Below are 23,678 nucleotides of genomic sequence, written 5' to 3'. Positions count from 1 at the left end.
GACAATGCCGGGTATCATGGGGGCACTTATGCGTTCAGCACACGTCCGTAAGCGTCGAGCACACTTTCCTTCATCGACTCGGAAATGGTCGGATGCGGGAAAATCGTGTGCATCAGTTCTTCCTCGGTGGTCTCGAGGTTCATGGCGACGACGAAGCCCTGAATAAGCTCGGTGACTTCCGCACCGACCATATGCGCGCCGATCAGTTCGCCGGTCTTCTTGTCGAAAATGGTCTTGACCATGCCCTGATCTTCACCCAGCGCCACGGCCTTGCCATTGGCGGCAAAGGAGAAGCGGCCGACGCGGATATCGCGGCCCAGTTCCTTCGCCTTGGCTTCGGTGAGACCGACCGAGGCGACCTGCGGGTTGCAATAGGTGCAGCCGGGAATCTTGAGCTTGTCCATCGGATGGACATTCGGCAGACCGGCGATTTTTTCAACGCAGATGACGGCCTCATGCTCGGCCTTGTGGGCAAGCAGCGGCGGGCCGGCAACGTCGCCGATGGCGTAGACACCAGGCACATTGGTCTTGCCATAACCGTCAATGACGATGAAGCCGCGATCGGTCTTCACACCCACGGCCTCAAGGCCGATGCCTTCGACGTTAGCGACGACGCCGACGGCCGAAATCATCCGGTCGGCGGTGATCTTCTCGGACGAACCATCCTTCTTCTCCAACGTCGCCGTGACGGAGTTCGCAGCCTTCTCGACCTTGGAAACCTTGGTTTCCAGATGGAACTTGATACCCTGCTTTTCCAGCTGCTTTCTGGCGAAGGCGGAAATTTCCGCGTCCTCGACCGGCATCACCTGGCTCATGATCTCGACGACGGTAACGTCAACGCCCATGGTGCGGTAAAAGCTTGCGAACTCGATCCCGATAGCGCCAGACCCCATGACGAGCAGGGACTTCGGCAGTTCTTCCGGCTTCATCGCCTCGAAATAGGTCCAGATCAGCTTGCCATCCGGCTCGATGCCGGGAAGCGCGCGCGGGCGCGCGCCGGTGGCGACGATGATGTGCTTGGCAGTGTAAGTGCCCTCACCCAGCGTGTTCTTCGGCACGGGACCCTGCGGCTGAACCACCGGCTTGGCGGACTTGCCGACGACGATTTCGCCCGGCTTGGTGATTTTTGCTTCACCCCAGATGATGTCGACCTTGTTCTTCTTAAACAGGAAACCGACGCCGTTGTTCATGCGAGCGGCAATGCCGCGCGAACGGGCGACGATCGCCTTGACATCAGGCTTGATCGAGCCTTCGAGCGTCAGGCCGTAATCCTTGGCGTGCTGAGCCGTATGCAGGACATCGGCGGTGCGCAGCAAGGCCTTGGTCGGAATGCAACCCCAGTTGGAGCAGATACCGGCAAGGTGCTCGCGCTCGACGACGGCAACCTTCATGCCGAGTTGGGCTGCACGGATCGCGGCTATATAACCGCCCGGTCCCGAACCGATGATGATGACGTCATAAGATTGAGCCATAGGTGTCCTGCCTTGTCTTATTCGGATGACGGCGCACCGTCCCGATCGAGAATTGTTGTCAAAGTCCGAGCATCATGCGAACGACAGGCTCAAGCCCGCGCCCGATGGCCCGTGTGTTTTCAGCATCGAGATGAACGCCGTCCACCGGCGTCGTGCGGGCAACGGACCCGGCATCGAAAAAGCCGCAATCGAGATCGTCGGCAAGATCCCGGTAAACGGAAGCCAGCATTGCAGACTCATCGATCGCGTCGCGAAAGATCGCGCCCATCACGGGGTTGGCCGTTTCGCATAGTTGCGGCGGCGCGACGATCAGAACTTCCGGCGCCTCCCATTCGGGAAGTTGCCATACGTGGTTGCGCGTCAGTTTCACCAGCCGCTCCACGCCCTTCATCGCAACGATGGCCGAACCATGGATCGCCGGCTTCAGGTCGTTGGTGCCGAGCATGATGACGACCAGATCGAGCGGTGCATGGCTATGCAGAAGCGTCGGCAGAATCCTGGCGCCATTGCGATCGCAATCGGCGGTGTGGTCGTCATAGGCGGTGGTACGGCCGCCCAGCCCTTCGTGGATCACCTGCACATCCGGCCCGAGCGCCTTTTGCAAGACGCTCGGCCAAAGATCGTCATGGCTGTGCCGGCCACCCGTTTCCGCATCTGATCCCCATGTGAGGGAATCGCCAAAGCAGAGGACTGTTTTCAAGGTGTCGCACTCCAAATCTGTAGAACAGTTCCTACAAGTTGAAAAACGAATCCAGAAAGAATAGCCGAGAAACCGACATAGTCTAAAATCTTGGGAAGTTTGCGCTTGCTTTCTAGTGCCTGCATTCCGCCCCGATTGCCGTTACTATCGCCAGACCTAATAATAAAGCCATCGAGCCTGTTGAAATTTCGCGCAAAATTACCGTTGTAAAACAAAATAATAAAGCCGAAAATATCCAACAAAAGCCCGATAGCTGACCACATTTTACACCAGCATGCCCATCGGGTTTTCGATGTAGCGCTTGAAGGCGCCGATCAACTCGGCTCCGAGCGCGCCATCGACGCAGCGGTGGTCGGTGGAAAGCGTGACCGTCATGACGTTGGCGATCTTGATCTCGCCGTTCTTCACCACAGCGCGCTCCTCGCCCGCGCCGACCGCCAGAATGGTGGCGTGCGGCGGGTTGATGACGGCGGAGAAGCTCTTGACGCCCATCATGCCCATGTTGGACACGGCCGTCGTGCCGCCCTGATACTCCTCGGGCTTCAGCTTGCGCTCCTTGGCGCGCTTGCCGTAGTCCTTCATCTCGTTGGAGATGGTGGAGAGCGACTTCTCTTCCGCCTTGCGGATGATCGGCGTGATCAGGCCACCCGGAATGGAAACGGCAACGCCGACATCCGAATGCTTGTGCTTGACCATGTTGCTTTCCGTCCAGGAGACGTTGGCGTCAGGCACGTCGCGCAGCGCGAGAGCAAGCGCCTTGATGACCATGTCGTTGACCGAAAGCTTGTAGGCCGGCTTGCCGTCCTTTTCGGGAGCGGCAGCATTGAGCTGGGCGCGCAGTGCCAGAAGCGTATCCAGTTCGCAATCTACCGAGACGTAGAAATGCGGAACGGTCTGCTTGGATTCGACCAGACGCTTGGCGATGACCTTGCGCATGCCGTCATGCGGCACCAGTTCGTAAGAGCCGGGTTCGAACAGCTTGAGAACCGCTTCCTCGGACTGGCCCTTGGCGAGTGCCGGAGCCGGTGCGCCTGCCGCTGCGCTCGGCGCAGCCTTCGCGCCGCCGGAAGCAGCAGCCTTTTCCACGTCGGTCTTGACGATGCGGCCGTGCGGGCCGGAACCGGAGACGGCCGTAAGGTCGAGACCGGCTTCCTTGGCGAGACGGCGGGCAAGCGGCGAAGCGAAAATGCGCTCGCCGGACTTTGCAACCGGAGCCGGCGTGGAAGGTGCAGCCGCCTGATCGGCGACCGGCTTTTCAGCCTTGGCCGGTGCAGCTTCTTCCTTCGGCGCTTCCTGCTTGGGGGCCTCGGCTTTGGCAGGAGCGGCATTGCCGCCCTTTGCCGCCTCGGCCACATCCTCGCCATCGGCAGCAAGGATGGCGATCAGGGCATTGACCTTGACCCCTTCGCTACCAGCGGGAACGACCAGCTTGGCGACCGTACCTTCATCGACGGCTTCCACTTCCATGGTCGCCTTGTCGGTCTCGATCTCGGCGATCACGTCACCGGGTGCGACCTTGTCGCCTTCCTTGACCAGCCACTTGGCCAGATTGCCCTCTTCCATCGTCGGAGAAAGGGCAGGCATGGTGATGTTGATAGGCATGACTAGTCCCCCCAAACGAGATTATATTGGTCCAGCTCTTCAGGATGTTCCGCCAGCCGATCCAGCTGCGATGGCGAGACTTCGATATATCCGGCAACATCGCTCAGCCATTCGCTAACGGCGCCGATGACGCCGATATAGTCACGCGGAACACCGGCAATCACATCGCCTTCACCGTCATTGATAACAGCCCAAAAGACGACGCGCTCGAACTGAGGAGTCTCTTTGGAACCTAAAACACGATACCAATTTTCAGTTGCCGGGAGGATTTGTTTTATTTTGCTCACAATCTCCCCCTTTACTTGTAGCAGACGGTTTTGACGGCCTGAACGACTTCATCGACGTTCGGCAGAGCCAGCTTTTCGAGGTTCGCCGCATAAGGCATCGGAACGTCCTTGCCGGCGATCGTCAGGATCGGCGCATCGAGATAATCGAAAGCGGCGCGCATGACCTGGTTGGAGATAAAGTCACCAACCGATGACTGCGGGAAACCTTCCTCGACCGTGACCAGGCGACCGGTCTTCTTGACCGATTCGATGACCGTCGGCAGATCCATCGGGCGGATGGTGCGCAGGTCGATCAGCTCGACGTCGATGCCGAGTTTCTCGAGTTCAGCAACAGCCTTGATCGCATAGGTCATGCCGATACCGAAGGAAACGATGGTCGCATCGTTACCCTTGCGGTGAATGCGCGCCTTGCCGATCGGCAGCACGAAATCATCAAGCTTCGGAACTTCGAAGCTCTGGCCGTAGAGAATTTCGTTCTCGAGGAAGATGACCGGGTTCGGATCGCGGATAGCAGCCTTCAGGAGACCCTTCGCGTCTGCCGCCGTGTAAGGCATGACGACCTTGAGGCCCGGAATATGGCTGTACCATGCGGCGTAACATTGCGAATGCTGCGCGCCGACGCGGGCTGCAGCACCCGAAGGACCGCGGAACACCATCGGTGCGCCCATCTGGCCGCCCGACATGTAAAGCGTCTTCGCCGCCGAGTTGACGATCTGGTCGATCGCCTGCATGGCGAAGTTGAAGGTCATGAATTCGACGATGGGCCGCAGGCCCGTCATTGCCGCACCGACGCCGATACCGGCAAAGCCATGCTCGGTGATCGGGGTGTCGATAACGCGGCGATCGCCGAATTCCTGCAACAGGCCTTGAGTGATTTTGTAGGCGCCCTGGTATTCGGCGACTTCTTCACCCATGACGAAGACTTTTTCGTCGGCGCGCATTTCCTCGGCCATGGCGTCGCGCAGCGCTTCACGCACCGTCGTCATCACCATTTCCGTGCCTTCAGGAATATCCGGATCGGCAGCGACTTCGATCTTCGGTGCTGCCGGAACCTTGGCGGCTTCCTTGGCAGCGCTCGGCTCTTCGGTTGCTTCGCGGGTCTTGCCGCCTGCGGCGTCCGAATCGGAATTTGCGGCCTGCGCCTTCGGCTCTTCCTTCTTGGCGGAAGAAGAGATGTCGGCGGCGCTTTCGCCTTCCTGAATGAGAACGGCGATCGGCGTATTGACCTTGACGCCTTCGGTGCCGGCGTCGATCAGGAGCTTGCCGATCACGCCTTCATCCACGGCTTCCACTTCCATGGTCGCCTTGTCGGTCTCGATCTCGGCGATCACGTCACCGGAGGTGACCTTGTCGCCTTCCTTTTTAAGCCACTTGGAAAGCGTGCCTTCCTCCATGGTCGGGGAAAGGGCGGGCATAAGAATTTCTACTGGCATGGGTTTCCCTTTCCCGATCAGAGCAGAATGTCGGTGTAGAGCTCGGATACATCCGGCTCGGGGTCGTTCTGGGCGAAGTCGGCGCTGTCGGCGACGATATCACGGACATCCTTGTCGATGGCCTTGAGTTCTTCCTCGCTTGCCCAGCCCTGCTCCACGAGCCGCACCTTGACCTGCTCGATCGGGTCGTGTTCGGAGCGCATTTTCTGCACTTCGTCTTTCGAACGGTATTTTGCCGGGTCGGACATGGAGTGACCGCGGTAACGGTAAGTCAGCATTTCCAGAATGATCGGACCCTTGCCGGAGCGGCAATGTTCCAGCGCCTGATCGGCGGCGGCCTTGACGGCGCGCACATCCATACCATCCACCTGAATGCCGGGGATGCCGAACGACCGGCCACGCAGCGAATAGTTCGACTGCGCGGTAGCGCGGGCGGTCGATGTGCCCATCGCGTAGTGGTTGTTTTCGACGATATAGATGATCGGCAGCTTCCAGAGAGCGGCCATGTTGAAGCTCTCGTAGACCTGGCCCTGGTTGGCAGCGCCATCACCGAAATAGGTCACGGAGACATTGTCGTTGCCGCGATATTTGTTGGCGAAGGCGAGACCGGTTCCGAGCGAAACCTGTGCGCCGACGATGCCGTGGCCACCGTAGAAATGCTTCTCCTTGGAGAACATGTGCATCGAGCCGCCCTTGCCCTTCGACAGGCCGCCCTTGCGGCCGGTCAACTCGGCCATGACGCCACGCGGGCTCATGCCAAGCGCCAGCATATGGCCGTGGTCTCGGTAAGCGGTGATGACCTGATCGCCTTCCTTCTGCGACATCTGCATGCCGACGACAACGGCTTCCTGGCCGATGTAGAGGTGACAGAAACCACCGATGAAACCCATGCCATAAAGCTGGCCGGCCTTTTCCTCGAAACGGCGGATGAGGAGCATTTCACGATAGGCGTGAAGCTCTTCTTCCTTCGAGAAGTCCGGGCTGTTCTTGCCGGTGAATTCGGTAGAGGCCTTGGCCGTTGTCTTTCGGCCGGATACGGACGCGGATTTTCGCGGCGCCATTCATCCCTCCCTGAGTTGCCGTTTGAATGGATAGAGTGGCGCGTACCATATGCAAGAAAACGCCATGCAGCAATGCTTTAAACGCATGGCACATATTCACGCTAAGGTGCTGTGAATAAATTATAATTTATTAATTAACTCGATTTCGGTTAATTAGAAATAGGTGTTCATGATGACGATTTCGTCGGTGCGGGACATGTTGAGCTGATAACGGGAAATCTCGTCGATCATGTCGCGCTCAAGAGAGCCGTCGCTCAACAACTCCACCTGCCGCTCCAGCGCCACACGCGCCTGCGTCAGCTTGGCAAGCTCCGCCGTTCTGGCAATACGCTGCCGCTCCAGCCGCTCCGTCGCCTGAAGGCCGAAGTCGCCATGGATGGAATGATACCCGAAATAGGAAAGAAAAGCGATCGTGATGGCCGGAACGATCAAACGGCCGAATCGTTTCTTTTTATGATGTCTGGTCCACATACCGGAGAGAAGCCTCAAAACGCATAACCCTGAGTCTCGAGATTAAAGCGGATTGTTTAACTATCCGTTGACCTTAAATTTTTGGTTGGCAGATAGACGCAAAAAAGCCCGCCGGAGGGCGGGCTAACAATGACGACGATGTCAGAGAGAACGTCATGCCGGACTTGATCCGGCATCCAGCCATGCGCGTCTGCGCCGTGGAAAGAGCCCTTGCAACCCAAGGACTTGGGCTGGCTGGACCCCGGATCAAGTCCGGGGTGACGGCGTGCGAAGAATATCGCTCGCCCCTGAAACTAGCCCGCCAGACGGCGGGCCGTGTCGCAAACCAGATGCGAATTATCCGCGCAGGATCGAACGGCCGGCGTAAGCGGCCTGCGGGCCGAGCATTTCCTCGATACGGATGAGCTGGTTGTACTTTGCGAGCCGGTCGGAACGGGCCAGTGAACCGGTTTTGATCTGACCGCAATTGGTGGCGACCGCGAGATCGGCAATGGTGGAATCTTCCGTTTCGCCCGAACGGTGCGACATAACGGCGGTGTAGCCGGCCTTGTGCGCCGTCTCGACCGCATCCAGCGTCTCGGAAAGCGAACCGATCTGGTTGACCTTGACGAGGATGGAGTTTGCGACACCCATCTTGATGCCGTCGCGAAGGCGTGCGGAGTTGGTGACGAAAAGATCGTCGCCGACCAGCTGGCACTTGTTGCCGACGAGGTCGGTCAGCGCCTTCCAGCCGTCCCAGTCGTCTTCGGCCATGCCGTCCTCGACGGAAATGATCGGGTATTTCGCGACCAGTTCGGCCAGATATTCAGCCATCGCGCCCGGCTCCAGCGTGCGGCCCTCGCCTTCAAGCACGTATTTTCCGTCCTTGAAGAATTCGGTCGAGGCGCAGTCGAGGCCGATGAACATGTCTTCGCCCGGGCGGTAACCGGCCTTTTCGATCGACTTCATGATGAAATCGAGCGCAGCCGGTGCGCTTTCGAGACCCGGTGCAAAACCGCCCTCGTCGCCAACATTGGTGTTGTGGCCTTGTGCGGACAATTCTTTTTTCAGCGTATGGAATACTTCCGAACCCATGCGTACGGCTTCACGGATGTTATCCGCGCCAACCGGCAGGATCATGAATTCCTGGAAATCGATCGGGTTGTCGGCATGCGCGCCGCCATTGATGATGTTCATCATCGGAACCGGCAGAAGATGCGCGTTCGGGCCACCGACATAACGGTAAAGCGGCAGGCCGGAGGCTTCGGCCGCAGCCTTGGCGACTGCGAGCGACACGCCGAGGATGGCGTTGGCGCCGATGCGCGACTTGTTCGGCGTGCCGTCAAGCGCGATCATCGTCTGGTCGATCTGGATCTGGTTTTCAGCGTCGAAACCGCCGATTGCGTCGAAGATTTCCGTATTGACGGCTTCGACCGCCTTTTCCACGCCCTTGCCGAGATAACGCTTGCCGCCATCCCGCAGCTCAACCGCCTCATGCGCGCCTGTCGAGGCGCCGGAAGGAACGGCGGCGCGGCCCATGGAGCCGTCTTCGAGATAGACATCGACTTCAACGGTCGGGTTGCCGCGGCTGTCGAGAATTTCGCGCGCGATGATATCGGTAATGGCAGTCATGGTCTCTCCCTTGGGAATGGAACAGATATTTTCCGTCGCCTGTCTTAGACGATGGCGAAGAAATTACAATGACAGCGGACGGTAGAAACGAAGCGCCCGCCATTAAAATCGATTGGAACAAACGGCGCCCGTATGGCCGCCTGCCACTCAGGATTTCGCGATGGCGTCGAAAGCCAGAAGCTTTTCGAGCAGTTTCGGCATGTCCTTCAGGTGAACCATGTTGGGGCCGTCTGACGGCGCATTGTCCGGGTCTTCATGGGTTTCGATGAAGAGACCGGCCACGCCGACTGCCACCGCCGCACGCGCCAAAGTCTCGACGAATTCGCGCTGGCCGCCGGTGGATCCGCCCTGCCCGCCCGGCTGCTGCACCGAATGGGTGGCGTCGAACACGACAGGTGCGCCAAGCGAGGCCATGATCGGCAGGGAACGCATATCCGAGACCAGCGTGTTGTAACCGAAGGACGCACCGCGCTCACACAGCATCACATTCGGATTGCCGCTTTCGTTGAGCTTGGCAAGCACGTTCTTCATGTCCCAGGGAGCCAGAAACTGGCCCTTCTTGACATTGACGACACGGCCCGTTTTGGCGGCGGCGACGAGAAGGTCCGTCTGGCGGCTGAGGAACGCCGGAATCTGCAAGACATCCACGACTTCGGAGACGATCGCACATTGCTCCTCGGTGTGAATGTCGGTCAGGACCGGAAAACCGAACTCCTTCTTGAGATCGGCGAAAACCTGCATCGCATTCTCAAGGCCGATGCCGCGCTTGCCGGAAAGCGAGGTGCGGTTGGCCTTGTCGAAGGAGGACTTGTAGACGAGGCCTATCCCAAGGCTGTCGCAAAGCTCCTTCAGGACGCCAGCGATCATGAAGGCATGCTCGCGGCTTTCCATCTGGCAGGGACCGGCGATCAGCGAAAAACGCTCGGTATTGGAAAAGGAAACCTTGGCCGTGCCGTCTCCGGCAGTGACTTTGAGATTGTTCGTAACGCTCATCATTTTTCCTCGAAGGAGAATGTGACGCCCTGACCGGGCGCGGCAGGCACCACAAGACGGGCGTCCGCTTTTCCGTAGGACACGCCATTAGCAGCAAGCACCGCCTCTGTCACGGCAAGATCGTGCGACGAAAAGACGACGCCAGCACCGCGCAATCCCTCAGAGCCATCCTTCAACTCCGGCTCGAAATCCTCCTTTTCGGTCAGTCTGATCCGTGCATTGCCGGTTTCCGATACGATGTCTCCATCCGCAGACACCCTGCCCTCACAGCCGAACACCGTTTCGATCAGGTGCATCGGGCCGGGTTTTTGACCGGACGACAGGACGATCTCGGACAAACCGTAAACCCCGTTGGCATGGCGCTCGAGCATCGAGCGGTCGCCCGGAAGGGCCTTCAGGCGCTGGCAGCTGAACAAAAAGAAATCCGAAGCGGCATCCTGCCCTGCAAAGGCCAGCCGGAAGGCAGCTTCGCCTTGCGAACCGTCAGGCATTTGGACTGGCCGCGAAAATTCGAAGACCTCACCTGCCGATACGCCGGCCGCCACAAACCTGTCATGATCGGCAAGGGCATTGTCCGTGCGGGCGACGAGGGCCGAAAAACCTTCCCTACCATCCCGTTGCCGGAAAGCACGATCCCTACCGGTGAACACATCTCCGTTGTCTGCCGAGGCATTATATTTAGCCGGGTCAGCAATGGCGAGTGGCTCCAAGTAGGTGCCATCGGTGAAAAAAACACAGCTATTCCGGGTCCCGAAGGGATGCAGAGCCTCTGGCGCTACCGTAAATCCAAGGCTTAAGAGACGCTTTGCGGCAACGCCGATGACCTCCACGGGCAGAACGAGATGATCGACGCGATAGGGTTTCATCATGACTGGTTTCCTGCTGGCGTTGCGGCAAGGCCATGCCGAAACGGTTCGATGCGAAGAAAAGCACGAATGCGGTCGATGAAGCAAATCATCAGGACAACAGATAGCAGCTTCACGAAATTTTAGGGGATTGCAGAACACATATGGAACATATAGTGTTCGTTCTGTATTTGTTTCGCAACTTCCACGACGATTCCAAAGGGTGTTTTCCTCATGCTCACGCGCAAACAGCAGGAATTGCTTCTCTTCATTCATGAACGAATGAAAGAGTCCGGCGTGCCGCCCTCCTTCGATGAAATGAAGGACGCACTCGATCTTGCTTCGAAATCCGGCATCCACCGGCTGATTACCGCCCTCGAAGAGCGCGGTTTCATTCGTCGGCTACCGAATAGGGCGCGAGCGCTGGAAGTCATCAAGCTGCCCGAGGCTTATACGCCGGGTGCAAGGCCGCAGCGCGGCTTTTCGCCGAGCGTCATCGAAGGCAGCCTCGGCAAACCCAAGGCGCCGGAACCGGCCCCTGCCACCAGGGCGCCGGCCAACGATCTCGTCGGGGCCGTCAGCGTGCCCGTGATGGGACGTATCGCCGCCGGCGTGCCGATTTCCGCCATCCAGAACAACACCCACGATGTGGCCGTACCTGTAGACATGCTGGGCACGGGTGAACATTACGCGCTTGAGGTCAAGGGCGATTCGATGATCGAGGCCGGCATTTTCGACGGCGATACCGTCATAATCCGCAATGGCAACACCGCCAATCCGGGTGACATCGTTGTGGCTCTGGTGGATGACGAGGAAGCGACGCTGAAGCGTTTCCGCCGCAAGGGAGCCTCCATTGCGCTGGAGGCGGCAAACCCCGCTTATGAGACCCGTATTTTTGGACCGGACCGGGTGAAAATCCAGGGCAAACTGGTCGGGCTCATCCGCCGTTACCATTGATCCGATGAAACCGGACGCGCTCCGGTTTTCAACAGGCGTCATCTAGAGGGTGGCGTCTGTCTGAAAGGGTGAGTTGTTCTAGAGCACGGGCGTGATCCAGAGATAAACGAGTTGTTGTCCAACACCCACTGTATCGGCGCCTGACGCCTTTTGGAAATTGGTTCCACCCTTGATACCGATGCTTCTGTTTTACTGTGGGGCAGCGGCGTATATGCCGTCGGCTGCAATCGTTGCGGGGGAACCTCCGCAAGACCCCGGACAAAATGTGAATTTACGTCATCGCACCGCGTGGTGATATTTCGTCGTCTCCGAGTGGTGATATTAGCGAGGCGCTGCCACACGTGCCCTCACCTTACGATCCATCAATGCAGCTTATGGGAGCCATGGATTATTTTCGATATTCCATGGACTGCCGGCAGGTATAGAAATGCGCCTCATATCCGGGAGATACGCCATGTACGATCTTTATATTGCCAACAAGAACTATTCCTCGTGGTCGCTGCGGCCGTGGGTGTTGATGCGCACGCTCGGTATCGCCTTCGATGAAAAGCTCGTTCCATTCGGCGAAGGCGTCGCCTTCACCACGTTTTCGCCAACCGGCAAGGTGCCCTGCCTGGTCGATGAGGGTGTGACCGTTTGGGAATCGCTTTCGATCGCCGAATATCTTGCCGAAAGACATCAGGGCGTCTGGGCAAGCGACAAACAGGCAAGGGCATGGTCGCGTTCGGCGGCCAGCGAAATGCATGCGGGCTTTTTCTCGCTGCGCAATCTCTATCCCATGTCGGTCGGCATAAGGATAAAGCCGAAGGGTGCCGATGCAGGGCTTGCGGCCGATATAAAGCGCATCGATGTGCTGTGGAGCGAAGGTCTTTCAAAATTCGGCGGGCCGTATCTTGCCGGTCAGAAATTCACCGCGGTCGACGCCTTCTTCTGCCCGGTCGCATTCCGTTTCCAGAGCTATGGCGCGGATCTTTCGCCTGCGGCGAAAACCTATTGCGACCGGCTGCTCGCCCTGCCCGCCATGCAGGAATGGTACGAGGCGGGTTTGAAGGAGATTTGGCGCGATGTGTCACATGAACAGGAAATCGGTGCGACCGGCGAAGTGACCGCCGATCTGCGCGTCAAGGTTTGATTGTCCGCGCTGGCGGGGTCATTGCGACGCCGCCAGCAGCCGGATGACGGGTTGCGGCAGATCGCGGTCGAAACGGCCACTTTTCCAGTCGTAATAACGATGTCGGCTCCAGGGCCGGTCCGTTCCGGCGATTGCGGCGCGCAGCCGACCAACCACTTCTGCCTGCGCCTTGTCCGCGAAGTCTATTTCCACCGAACCGAGACGCCGCAAAATATCGCGGCTGAGCAGAAGCGCGCCCGAACGGCACTGTGAAAAAGAGGTTCTGCGGGAAACGACGACAATATCGGCGATATCGCAGGCTTTTCCGGCGAAACGGCCGTCTTCCAGAACGATGATCCACTCGCCGCTTGCCGCGCTCGCCGCACACCACATGTCTTTCCTGCAGGTGAAGACGCCGACTTTGGCATCTTTGAGAGCCGCCGTCATCTCCCGCGCCACCGCCGTCATGTCCTCAGGCGACAGCTTCGATTTCGAGCCGGAGCCAGTAGTATTTATCCTGCCCTCCCCGCTGATAAAGACCGGCGGCACGGCTTTTTCCGGCAGCAACAGCGCCCTTTGCCATTGGCCGAAAACAAAGCCCGGCGGGCGGGTTTTCGTGGTGAAGACCTTGCCGTTTTCCACCATTGCCACCAACTCGCCGTCCTCGTGGATCAACAGATCAGGTAAATCGCGATAGGCCGTGACCGCCGACAGCCCGAAGGCGAAAAGCAGAACCGGAACGCCAAGAAGCGCAAGCCGGCTGCGCAGCAATGTCATGAGCAGTAAACCCACCGAGGCGACACCAAGGAACCAGCCATGCGGACGCCCCGTCGCCGCGCTGCCGCCCCACGACCCCACCTCGTTTGCAACCTCGATGACGAGAGCCATGCCAAAGCCCATGATCTTCAGGAACGGCGCATCGAGCCCGAACGGCATCAGCAGCATGGCGAGGAGGCCGAAGGGCATGACGATCAGCGACATGAGCGGCATTGCGGCCAGATTGGCGAAAAGTCCATAGGTGGTGACACGATGAAAATGTTCGGCCGAATAGATCGCCGTCGAAAGGCCGCCGATAAGCGATGTCGTGACAACACCACCGATGACCGCGCCCACCGTTTCCGCCACCTTCATCCATGCGGGTTTGCGCCCGATGAACAGCCGCTCTTGGTCAATGCGCCAGCGGCTCCAGAAGGCATAGGCCGAAACGAGCGCTATGGTGGCGGCGAACGACATCTGGAAACTCGGCCCCATGATTTCCGAGGGCGAAAAGATAAGAATGACCAATGCGGAAATGGCAACATTTCTGAGGCTGAGCGAGGGTTGATCGAAAAGAACCGCGATCAGCATTACCGACATCATCAGCCAGGCGCGTTCGGCGGAAACGGCGAAACCGGAAATGAGATAATAAGCGAGCGTCATCAGCAACGCCGCGAAAGCCGCGACCTTCTTGACCGGCCAGCGCTGCGCAAAGGCCGGGAACAGGCTGAAGGCCAATCTCAGGCCAACGAAGAATATGCCGGATGCCAGCGCCATGTTGAGCCCCGAAATGGCGACGATATGCGCCAGACCGGAGAGCCGCAACGCCTCCATCGTCTGGGCCGAGATGGCCTGTCTCTCATCGGTGACGATGGAGGCGGCAAAGGCCCCGGCGTCTCCGCCGATGGTATTGCGGATACGCTCGGCAATCGCGCTGCGCAGGCCATAAAGCCGCGTATCGACCCATTCCAGCCAACCCTTTTCAGCTGCCATATCACCCACGGGTGACGCAAGCGTCTGCGGCGGCTTATAGAAGTATCCGGTCGCGCCTACGCCTCTGAAATAGGAGGTGAAGGCGAAGTCGTTGAGTTCCGGCAAGGCCGGGCCGGATGGCGGTGAAAGGCGCGCCTTGCCGCGAAGAGTGGCGCCGAGCGCCACCGGCTCGCCGCCGCGCGCAAGCACCGAAATCCTCTGCGGCGGACGCGACAATGTCGGCCCTTCCGTGGCGGTCAGTTGGACCACATACCGCCAGTAGCCGCGCGCATCGACTTCCCGACGCGCCACCGTGCCGGTGATGGTGGTGGTGACGGGGGTATCCAGCAACACGGTTCCCGCCCGCCGGGTTTCGAAATCGGCCAGAAGCATGCCGAGCAAAAGAAAAGCGCAGAGGCCGCAGGCCGCCGCCGCAAAGCCGGCGCTATATCTCACAAGCAGCGCCAGACCTGCGACAAGCAGAAATACCACCGACAGAATAAACGAAGAAGGCGCGGCATCGAGAGAAAACCACAGGATCGCGCCGCAGCCGATAAAGACGGGGATGAAAAGAAAATCGTGACCGAATGCGCGTTCCTCGGCCAGGCAGGCGGCAATTTTTTCTGCGGCTGTATTTTTAAGGTTCCACCCGGGAACAAGGGCGGGCGTATCATATGTCGCGGCATCGCTGCTTCGGTGAAGAGGAAACAGAATATCCCGCGTGCCGGGCAAGCCGCCCTGCAACGTTTCGGCATATCCGAAATGCTGTTTTTCCCCTTGACCCAGCAATTTGCGCCGCCCCCTGCCGCACCGGAAACAGGTTTGCAGGCCGGCGTTAGGGATTGCAATCCTTTCCTTTAACGGTGCGTTGACCGTGATCGAATTGCGACCACCGGGAAAGCCAAAAGCGACAGGTTTGCGTTTGCCGCAATGCACAATTTGACCTTTGGATAGCTTGGCATCTGCGCAAGGATCATATAGCTAATCGGTAGACGCTTAACCGCGGGGCGTGTCTCAACGCCCCCACCCGCATGTTTTCGGAGGATCAAGTATGACGGAAAAAAGCGCTACAGTGACACTTGGCGAAAAGCAGGTCGAACTCCCGGTCAGGGTAGGCACTATCGGACCAAGCGTCGTCGATATCGCCACGCTGTACAAGCACACGGGCTCCTTCACCTACGACCCCGGCTTCACGTCGACGGCCTCCTGCGAATCCAAGATCACCTACATCGACGGTGACGAGGGCGTTCTCCTTCATCGCGGCTTCCCCATCGAGCAGCTTGCCGAACAGGGCGACTTCCTGGAAACCTGCTATCTGCTGCTTTACGGCGAATTGCCGACTGCCGCGCAGAAGAAGGACTTCGACACCCGCGTTACGCGCCACACCATGGTGCACGAGCAGATGAGCCGCTTCTTCACCGGCTACCGTCGCGACGCACATCCGATGGCCGTCATGTGCGGCACGGTCGGCGCTCTCTCGGCCTTCTATCACGACTCGACCGACATTACCGATCCGCACCAGCGCATGGTCGCTTCGCTGCGCATGATCGCGAAAATGCCGACGATCGCCGCCATGGCTTACAAGTACCATATCGGCCAGCCGTTCGTTTACCCGAAGAACGACCTCGATTACGCCTCCAACTTCCTGCACATGTGCTTTGCCGTGCCCTGCGAGGACTACAAGGTCGATCCGGTTCTGGCCCGCGCCATGGACCGCATCTTCATCCTGCATGCCGACCATGAGCAGAACGCCTCCACATCCACGGTGCGTCTTGCCGGTTCTTCGGGTGCAAACCCGTTCGCCTGTATCGCGGCTGGCATCGCCTGCCTCTGGGGTCCGGCACATGGCGGCGCCAACGAAGCGGCGCTCAACATGCTGAACGAGATCGGCTCGGTTGACCGCATTCCGGAATATATCGCCCGCGCCAAGGACAAGAACGATCCGTTCCGCCTGATGGGCTTCGGCCACCGCGTGTACAAGAACTACGACCCGCGCGCCAAGATCATGCAGAAGACGATGTACGAAGTGCTGGAAGCCACCGGCAACTCCGACGATCCGATCATGCAGGTTGCGCTCGAACTGGAAAAGATCGCCCTTTCCGATCCTTACTTCGTCGAAAAGAAGCTCTACCCGAACGTCGATTTCTATTCGGGCATCACGCTGAAGGCGCTAGGCTTCCCCACGACAATGTTCACCGTTCTGTTTGCGCTCGCGCGCACGGTCGGCTGGATCGCACAGTGGAACGAAATGATCGAAGATCCGCAGCAGCGCATCGGCCGTCCGCGCCAGCTCTATACGGGCGCCGGCAAGCGCGACTACGTTCCGGTTTCCAAGCGTTAATCCGCGAAACCGTCCAATATCAAAAAGGCCGGCGGGTTTTCACCCGCCGGCCTTTTTGTTGGCTATTGTCTTGGAAAAAACGCGCTCTACCCGATCCGGCGGCCAATAAAAGCCGGTCTCGCCGCCGGTTCAGCCGTGCTGTCTGCGGCTGTTCAGCACATCGAGAAGAATAAGGGCGCCTGTTTCGCCCGGAGGCACATCGGTGCGCAGACGCTCCTGCACCAGCGCATAACCGTCCAGCATCGCCCGCCGCTCGGTGGTGTCGGATGACAGCCGCTCGGCCCAGCGCAGCATCGACCCTGCCCTCACCACCTCGTTGAAATATTCCGGCACGACGACATAGTCGGCAATCAGGTTTGGCAAAGCGCCCGTCCAGGTTTTCACCCGCTTGCTCAGCATGGTGAAAATCCAGTCTGTCTTGTAGACAGATATGGTCGGCACGCCGACGAGCGCGAGTTCGAGAATGACGGTGCCGGAAGCGGCAATCGCCGCATCGGCCTGAGCAAACGCATTCCACTTGAAGGCGGGATCGATGCCGATTTCGGGCCTGATCTCCTCCGGCCATGTCGCTGCCAGTTCGCGGATGTGGCTTTCCTGGCGCGGCACGGTGGGCAGCAGAAACCGGGTCGGGCCGTTGCGTTCCACAAAGGCTTTTGCGGCCTCCTGAAACGGCTCCATCAGCCGCGTCGTTTCGGTGGAGCGCGAGCCCGGCAGCAGAAGAATGGTCTTCGGTTCGCCCTTTGCCGGCAGGGACCGCTCGGCCCGCTTTTGCCGCACCGAAAGCACATCGTGATCGACGCTGAGGCGATGGCCGACAAAGGTTGTCGGCGGGCCGCCGAGACGCCGCATCGCTTCCGGTTCGAAAGGCAACAGGGCGAGAACGTGATCGACATAGGACAGCATCGCAGTGGCGCGATATTCCTTCCACGCCCAGACGCTGGGGCAGACATAATTGACGACCGGCAGATGCGGCAATTGTTTGCGGACTTTTTTCGCGACGCGATGGGTGAAATCCGGGCTGTCGATGATCAGCAGAATATCCGGCTTTGCGGCGACGATTGCCTGCGCGGTCTGGTTGATCCGCGAAATCAGCTTAGGCAGCTTTTTGAGGACCTGCGTAAACCCCATGATGGAAAGCTCGGAATAATCGAATAGCGAGACCAGCCCCTGCGCCTCCAGCGCCTCGCCGCCGACGCCCATCAGATCGATGGAACCCGGATAACGGGCTTTCAGAGACCGGATCAGATCCGCGCCCAGAAGATCGCCGGAGACCTCCCCGGCTATGACCGCCACTTTCAACGTCGCCGTCATCCCATCATATCTCCATCAAGTGACGTATCGATACCGCAGACGAATATGCCCGCCTGATCCGCCGCCTTCAACATTTCTTCGCGATCGAGCACCAGCGCCCGTCCGGCTTCAACGGCGATGCCCGCCAGTCCGGCTTTCCGCGCGCTCTCCACCGTTTCCACGCCGATGGTCGGGAGGTCGGCGCGAATGTCCTGCTGCGGCTTGCAGAGCTTCACCAGAACGCCCTTGCGGCGGGGCGAGATGCGGCCCTCAGCGCGCAATGCCGCAACGCGCGCCAGCATTGCGTCCGTGCCCTCGACGCCTTCCAGTGCGACGATACGGCCACCGACGGAGACCGCGCCCTGCCCGACATCGAGCGTGCCGAGCGCCAGTGCCGCTTGTGCGGCCTTGCGTATGTCGCGCAGATCATCCTCGGTTGGTTTATGCGCGCCGAAAGCGCCGGTCGTGGCAAGCAGGCCGGGTGCGATCTCGTGGGCGCCGATGACTTTTGCGCCGAGCGTGCCGATGACCTTGATGACCATCTGCAAAACGGCGTCATCCCCGCTCGATAGCAGGGTGCGGACGATGGATGGCAGTTTCAGCAATATGCCGACCGTGGGGCGGATTTCCCGCCATTCCGGACGCCGCGCGACAGCGCCGGAAAGCACGACGCGGTCTACCTGGTTTTCACGCAGCAGCCGGCCAAGCCCGGCGACGTCTCCTACGCTGATCACGGCATTGTCGAAACCGCTCCAGTCGAAACGGGAATCATCGCGCAGCTGTACAATGAAGGGGTTTTCCCCCATCTCGCGCGCGGCCGCCGCCACATGGAGCGGCAGCTGGCCGCTTCCGGCCACGATGGCGAGACGCCCGCCGCCTGTCACGGCTCACTTGCCCCGGTTTGGCGAGGAAAGCGCGCGGTCGCTATCCGCACCGATGAAATCGAGAATCTCGATGACCTGGGGGCAATCGAGATATTCCGCCCGGTCGATCGCCGCCGCATTGCTACGGATAGCGCCCTCGCCTTCGAATATCGTCTTGAAGACGCGCCTGACCTTATGAATATCCGCGCGGTCGATGCCGGCACGCGTCATGCCGACGACATTCAGCCCGCCGAGAATGCCGGGATTGCCGTTCAACATGCCATAGGGAATGACGTCGTAATTGACTGCCGACAGCCCGCCGATGAAGGCCTGACGACCGATGCGGGTGAACTGGTGCACAGCGCAGCCGCCACCCAGAATAGCGCGGTCCTCAATGGTCACATGTCCCGCCAGCATCACATTATTGGACATGATGATATGACTGCCCAGGCGACAATCATGCGCCACATGCGAGTTGGCGAGAAACAGGTTGTCATCGCCGACGATGGTCTTGCCGCTGCCGTCGGAGCTGCCGGCATTCATCGTCACGCCTTCGCGCATGACGCAGCGTTCACCGATCTCAAGCGAGGTTTCCGAACCGTCGTGGCGAACCGCCTGAGGCGAACCGCCGATAACCGCCATGGGATAGATGACCGATCCGCGGCCGATAACGGTCAGGCCGGAAACGACGGCATGATTGTGCAGCACAACATCGTCGTGCAGCGTGACTTTCGCGCCGACATAGCTCAGGGCACCGATAACGACATTTTCGCCGATAACCGCACCGTCTTCGACAACGGCCGTCGGGTGGATTCTGGCCGAAGCCGCAATCGTGCTCATTGCTGGTCCTCGGGGATCATCATAGCGCCGACATCGGCTTCCGCCACCAGCACGCCTTCGACCTTCGCCTCACAATGGAATTTAAAGACATTACCGCGCTGGCGCTGCTTGACCACGTGGATTTCCAGGCGATCGCCCGGAACGACGGGTCTGCGGAAGCGCGCATTGTCGATGGTCATGAAATAGACGAGATAACCGCCCTCACCCTGGCTGCGGGCACAGATCGCACCTGCCGTCTGGGCCATGGCCTCGACGATCAGAACGCCCGGCATGATCGGCCGATCCGGGAAATGACCGGTGAAATGCGGTTCGTTGACCGTCACATTCTTGATGCCAATCGCCGAATTATTACCATCGATCTCGATGATCTTGTCGATGAGCAAGAACGGGTAACGATGCGGCAAAAGCTTCATGACGTCCAGAATGTCAGCCGCGCCGAGCGTCGTCTTAGTTTCTTCAGTCATTATTTTTTTCTCCTGTTTTTTTATCACGCCCTTCAGCGCGCGCCAGAATATCGGCCATGTCGCGCAGGAAATATTTCATCGGACGCGCAGGCGTCCCGCCATAACGGGCGCCGGCCGGAACATCGGCGACAACACCGCTCATGGCCGCAATCTGTACACCGTCACCAATGGTGATATGGCCGTTGATGCCCGCCGCGCCGCCGATCATCACACCGTCGCCGATGCGGGTGCTGCCCGCAATGCCGACCTTGCTGACGATGCCGCAATGGCGGCCGATGCGAACGTTGTGGCCGATCTGGACCTGATTGTCGATCTTGGTGCCTTCGCCGATGACAGTGTCATCCATGGTGCCACGGTCGATCGTGGTGTTGGCGCCGATCTCGACATTGTCCTGAATGATGACGCGGCCGATCTGCACGATCTTCAACATGCCGCGCGGACCGGGTGCATAACCGAACCCGTCCTGACCGATGCGTGCGCCGTTGTGGATAATCACATTGTTGCCGATGAGAGCGGCAAGAATGCTTGCGCCGCCGGCGATGGTGCAATCGCGCCCAACCTGCACATCCTGCCCGATGATAACGCCCGGGCCGATCCGCGTGCCAGCGCCGATATGGGCGCCCGCGCCGATCACGGCGAGCGGCTCAACGATCACGCCCGCTTCGAGCTTCGCAGATGGATCGACATGCGCGGTGTGGGAAATTTCGGCCTGCATCGAAACAACCGTACCGGGACGCATGGCGGCAGGGTGCAGCAAGGCGCCCACCTGCGCAAAAAGCGTGTGCGGGTTTTTCGATATCAGTGCGGGAATGTGAGACGGAAGAATATCGGCAAGCGCCGCATCACAAATAACGGCGCCAGCCTCGCAGGTCGGCAACTCTTCGCGGTTCTTGCGCGAGAGAATATAGCAGAGCTGATCGGGTTTTGCCCGGTAAACCGGTGCGACGGACCTTATGATCCGCTCTCCCGCCGCATCGTCAGACAGTTCCGCCCCAAAACGGTCTGCGATATCTTTCAATCGCAGTCCATCGTGGGGCGGAAAAAAGGCGTTGTATTCCATCAGACGGAATCTCCAGAACGTTCAAAGTTGCAGTTCTGGACTGCCGATATCAGAAAGTGTTGGACATGCCAAACCGGAAACGCTGTTCCTCGTCGTAGTCTTCCTTGGCGATCGGAACTGCGTAGTCGACGCGGATCGGACCGAAGGGCGACGCCCACATCACACCGATACCGGCGGATGCACGGATGGAGTTGTCGTCCTGCAGGGTTTCCCCCGTACCGATCTTAACCTTGTTGCCATACAGCGTACCGGCATCAACAAACCCTGCGAGACGCAGACCGAAATCTTCCGGAATGCCGGGCATCGGGGCCGTGACTTCGGCGGAAGCCGCAAAGTAGGTCGTGCCGCCTATGGAGTCGGAACCGATGCGCGGGCCGATACCGTCGTTCTTGAAGCCGCGAATCTGACGGCCGCCGAACTTGAACTGATCGAACACAAGCAGATCGTCGCCAGTCGGCACCACATGACCCGCCTGACCGGTGATCGAGCCGATAACATCGTACTCGTCCGACAGCGTGTAGTAATACCGGGCCTTGGCGTAGATTTTGTAATACTCGGAATCACCGCCGAGGCCTGCGAATTCGTTCGTCAGAGCAGCCTGCCAGCCTTCGCGCGGCATGTTGCGGTCGTCGAGCGTGTTGTAGTTCAGCGTATTCGAGATGATGGACTGCGTCCAGTCTTCGCCACGGATCAGAGCCTTATAGGGTTCGGCAAGATTGCTGCCGCTTTCCCAATCGCCCTCGCCGTCATAGTTGAGCTGCTTGTAGGTGTACTTGAACGTCGTCGAGAGGTTTTCGGTGATCGGCGCGGTCACGCGCAACGCGAAGCCCTGCTCGTCGTAATCGTAATAATCTTCGCTCTTGCTCTGGTTCTTGAACAGATCGAAACCTGCGGCCAGACGATAACCGAGGAAATAGGGTTCGGTGAAGGACAACGTGTAGGTACGCGCATCATCTTCGCCCGCACCAGCGGCAAGACGAATGTACTGGCCGCGGCCGAGGAAGTTCTTCTCTTCGATGGAGGCTTCAAGCAGCACACCGTCGTTCTGAGAGTAACCCGCACCGATACCGAACGAACCCGTCGACTGGTCTTCCACATCGACAACGATGACGACGCGGTCAGGCGCGCTGCCACCGGCGGTCGAGATATTGACCTTCGAGAAATAACCGAGCGCTTCGAGACGGCGCTTCGCAGCCGTAACGACCGTCTGGTTGAACGCATCACCTTCGGAGATATCGAACTCGCGGCGAATGACATAGTCACGCGTACGCGTGTTGCCACGGATTTCGATACGCTCGACATAGGCGCGCTCGCCCTGATCGACGATGTAGGTCACGCCGATGGTGTTGCCGGACATGTCGCGGTCGCCGCGCGGCGTTACACGGGCGAAAGGATAACCTTCGCCGGCGACGCGCTTGGAAATCGCTTCCATGCTCTGCTGGACTTCCTTGGCGCTGTAGCTCGCGCCCTGACGGGTTTCCACGAGACCCTGCAATTCGGTGCCATCAACACCCGGCACGGTCGATTCGACCACGACGTTGCCGAAGTCGTACTTCTTGCCTTCGTCGACAGTGATGGAGATGTTGTATTCGTTGCTGGACTCGTCCAGCACCGCTTCGGAAGACACGACCCGGAAGTCGGCATAACCGCGGTTGTAATAGAACTGGCGCAGCGCCTCTTCGTCGGCGCGCAGCTTGTCCTCGTTATAGACGTCCTTACGCGTCAGGAACGACAGCATGTTGGACTTCTTGGTATTGATGACGGCGGCCAGACGACCGTCGCTATAGGAATTGTTGCCGACGAAATCGATTCGGCCGATCTTCGTGCGCTCGCCCTCGTTGATGACGAAAGCGATGTTCACACGGCCCTGGCCGACGGAAACGGTCTGGGTGGTGATTTCGACGTCGCTGCGGCCGATCGCGGAATAGGCTTCCTTGATGCGGGCAATGTCAGCAGTCACGATAGCCTGATTGAACGGGCCAAGCGGCTGGGTCTGCACGACGCCTGCGAGCTTGTCGTCCTTGATCTTGCGGTTGCCGTTGAAAACCACCTGATTGACCAGCTGGTTTTCATTCACGGTCACGACCAGCGTGCTACCGGAAACGCGCATAGCGACATTCGAGAAGTAACCGGTGGCGTAAAGACGCTTCACCGATTCATCGATGTCCGAATTGGAAAAGTTCTTACCCGGCGCAATGGTGATGTTGGAACGCACGGAGTCCGCACCGGACCTCTCGGCCCCGCGAACATCGATCCTGCTGATGACGGCTGCATTTGCAACGCCAGCAGAGGCAAGCATGCCAAGGCCTGCAACCGAAGAAACACCAGCAGACAGCGCAACCGCCGATACAGCGTTCAAAAATCTTGAACCAGCCTTCATTTCAATTCTTACCTTTTTACGTTGTCCCTCAGCGGGCGGAACCCGACTCCGGCCATGTGCGTCGTTTTACCTGCTTTTCCCCTACAAGCAAGTCAGAACGTTAAATTCTGTTTACTTCGTGATCCAGAGTGGCGCATTCGCCACTTCGGCATAAAAACAAGGTAAACAA

Annotated in this window: 21 protein-coding genes; 3 read left to right on the top strand and 18 right to left on the bottom strand. The window is 59.1% G+C overall.

The features are described from left to right. Nucleotides 1–26: 26 nt before the first annotated feature. From lpdA to QSK43_RS11370, 11 genes are all read right to left on the bottom strand, one after another. Nucleotides 27–1,472 (bottom strand): dihydrolipoyl dehydrogenase, encoded by a 1,446-nt coding sequence (gene lpdA / locus QSK43_RS11420; RefSeq protein WP_045018520.1) that lies wholly within the window; start codon nt 1,470–1,472, stop codon nt 27–29. A 58-nt stretch (nt 1,473–1,530) separates the two neighbouring features. After that, nucleotides 1,531–2,172: an SGNH/GDSL hydrolase family protein gene (locus QSK43_RS11415; RefSeq protein WP_332303527.1), complete on the bottom strand. Its 642-nt coding sequence runs from the start codon at nt 2,170–2,172 to the stop codon at nt 1,531–1,533. Next, entirely contained in the window at nt 2,169–2,435 is a 267-nt protein-coding gene (locus QSK43_RS11410) for a hypothetical protein (RefSeq protein WP_332303526.1), read from the bottom strand. Before QSK43_RS11410 ends, QSK43_RS11415 begins: the two co-directional genes overlap by 4 nt. 1 nt (nt 2,436) lies before the next feature. Beyond that, on the bottom strand, nt 2,437–3,774 hold the full coding sequence (locus QSK43_RS11405; RefSeq protein ID WP_332303525.1) for a pyruvate dehydrogenase complex dihydrolipoamide acetyltransferase: 1,338 nt from the start codon (nt 3,772–3,774) through the stop codon (nt 2,437–2,439). Between the two features lie 2 nt (nt 3,775–3,776). Beyond that, entirely contained in the window at nt 3,777–4,061 is a 285-nt protein-coding gene (locus QSK43_RS11400) for a hypothetical protein (RefSeq protein ID WP_332303524.1), read from the bottom strand. An 11-nt stretch (nt 4,062–4,072) separates the two neighbouring features. Continuing rightward, a complete protein-coding gene (locus QSK43_RS11395) occupies nt 4,073–5,494 on the bottom strand; it encodes a pyruvate dehydrogenase complex E1 component subunit beta (protein ID WP_332303523.1) in 1,422 nt (473 codons plus the stop codon). 17 nt (nt 5,495–5,511) lie between these two features. Next, nucleotides 5,512–6,555 (bottom strand): pyruvate dehydrogenase (acetyl-transferring) E1 component subunit alpha, encoded by a 1,044-nt coding sequence (pdhA, locus tag QSK43_RS11390; protein WP_332303522.1) that lies wholly within the window; start codon nt 6,553–6,555, stop codon nt 5,512–5,514. Between the two features lie 153 nt (nt 6,556–6,708). Beyond that, nucleotides 6,709–7,026 (bottom strand): FtsB family cell division protein, encoded by a 318-nt coding sequence (locus QSK43_RS11385; RefSeq protein ID WP_045018525.1) that lies wholly within the window; start codon nt 7,024–7,026, stop codon nt 6,709–6,711. Between the two features lie 336 nt (nt 7,027–7,362). Next, complete coding sequence (eno, locus tag QSK43_RS11380; protein ID WP_045018526.1) at nt 7,363–8,637, bottom strand: phosphopyruvate hydratase; 1,275 nt, start codon at nt 8,635–8,637, stop codon at nt 7,363–7,365. 147 nt (nt 8,638–8,784) lie between these two features. After that, entirely contained in the window at nt 8,785–9,630 is an 846-nt protein-coding gene (gene kdsA / locus QSK43_RS11375) for a 3-deoxy-8-phosphooctulonate synthase (protein WP_332303521.1), read from the bottom strand. After that, on the bottom strand, nt 9,630–10,499 hold the full coding sequence (locus QSK43_RS11370) for a VOC family protein (protein WP_332303520.1): 870 nt from the start codon (nt 10,497–10,499) through the stop codon (nt 9,630–9,632). Before QSK43_RS11370 ends, kdsA begins: the two co-directional genes overlap by 1 nt. 210 nt (nt 10,500–10,709) lie before the next feature. Here QSK43_RS11370 and lexA point away from each other — a divergent pair, with 210 nt between their 5' ends. Together lexA and QSK43_RS11360 are read left to right on the top strand one after the other, a co-directional pair. Beyond that, nucleotides 10,710–11,432 (top strand): transcriptional repressor LexA, encoded by a 723-nt coding sequence (lexA, locus tag QSK43_RS11365; RefSeq protein WP_332303519.1) that lies wholly within the window; start codon nt 10,710–10,712, stop codon nt 11,430–11,432. Nucleotides 11,433–11,886: 454 nt separating this feature from the next. Next, nucleotides 11,887–12,564, top strand: coding sequence for a glutathione S-transferase family protein (locus tag QSK43_RS11360; RefSeq protein WP_332303518.1), 678 nt, complete (start codon nt 11,887–11,889; stop codon nt 12,562–12,564). A gap of 18 nt (nt 12,565–12,582) precedes the next feature. On the opposite strand, the gene QSK43_RS11355 is transcribed toward QSK43_RS11360, so the two are convergent. Continuing rightward, a complete protein-coding gene (locus tag QSK43_RS11355; protein WP_332303517.1) occupies nt 12,583–15,060 on the bottom strand; it encodes a ComEC/Rec2 family competence protein in 2,478 nt (825 codons plus the stop codon). Between the two features lie 262 nt (nt 15,061–15,322). Here QSK43_RS11355 and gltA point away from each other — a divergent pair, with 262 nt between their 5' ends. Further along, nucleotides 15,323–16,612 (top strand): citrate synthase, encoded by a 1,290-nt coding sequence (gene gltA, locus QSK43_RS11350; protein WP_045018531.1) that lies wholly within the window; start codon nt 15,323–15,325, stop codon nt 16,610–16,612. Between the two features lie 129 nt (nt 16,613–16,741). Here the strand turns inward: gltA and lpxB are convergent, their stop codons facing one another. The 6 genes from lpxB to bamA are packed head-to-tail and all read right to left on the bottom strand — an operon-like array spanning nt 16,742 to nt 23,509. Then, nucleotides 16,742–17,923 carry a lipid-A-disaccharide synthase gene (gene lpxB, locus QSK43_RS11345; protein ID WP_332303516.1) on the bottom strand — a complete coding sequence of 394 codons (1,182 nt, stop codon included), beginning with the start codon at nt 17,921–17,923 and terminating at the stop codon, nt 16,742–16,744. Beyond that, the gene (locus QSK43_RS11340) at nt 17,920–18,786 is read right to left on the bottom strand and encodes an LpxI family protein (protein ID WP_332303515.1); all 867 of its coding nucleotides are present in this window, start codon (nt 18,784–18,786) and stop codon (nt 17,920–17,922) included. Before QSK43_RS11340 ends, lpxB begins: the two co-directional genes overlap by 4 nt. Nucleotides 18,787–18,789: 3 nt before the next feature. Then, nucleotides 18,790–19,605, bottom strand: coding sequence for an acyl-ACP--UDP-N-acetylglucosamine O-acyltransferase (gene lpxA / locus QSK43_RS11335; protein ID WP_332303514.1), 816 nt, complete (start codon nt 19,603–19,605; stop codon nt 18,790–18,792). Beyond that, entirely contained in the window at nt 19,602–20,069 is a 468-nt protein-coding gene (gene fabZ / locus QSK43_RS11330) for a 3-hydroxyacyl-ACP dehydratase FabZ (RefSeq protein ID WP_332303513.1), read from the bottom strand. Before fabZ ends, lpxA begins: the two co-directional genes overlap by 4 nt. Continuing rightward, nucleotides 20,062–21,129: a UDP-3-O-(3-hydroxymyristoyl)glucosamine N-acyltransferase gene (lpxD, locus tag QSK43_RS11325; RefSeq protein WP_332303512.1), complete on the bottom strand. Its 1,068-nt coding sequence runs from the start codon at nt 21,127–21,129 to the stop codon at nt 20,062–20,064. The genes fabZ and lpxD overlap by 8 nt, the downstream gene beginning before the upstream one ends. A 49-nt stretch (nt 21,130–21,178) precedes the next feature. Next, the gene (gene bamA / locus QSK43_RS11320; RefSeq protein WP_332303511.1) at nt 21,179–23,509 is read right to left on the bottom strand and encodes an outer membrane protein assembly factor BamA; all 2,331 of its coding nucleotides are present in this window, start codon (nt 23,507–23,509) and stop codon (nt 21,179–21,181) included. Between the last annotated feature and the right edge of the window lie 169 nt (nt 23,510–23,678).

The organism is Rhizobium sp. GR12 (assembly GCF_036596185.1).
Taxonomy (GTDB): domain Bacteria; phylum Pseudomonadota; class Alphaproteobacteria; order Rhizobiales; family Rhizobiaceae; genus Agrobacterium; species Agrobacterium nepotum.
This window is presented reverse-complemented; position numbering and strand designations above follow the sequence as displayed.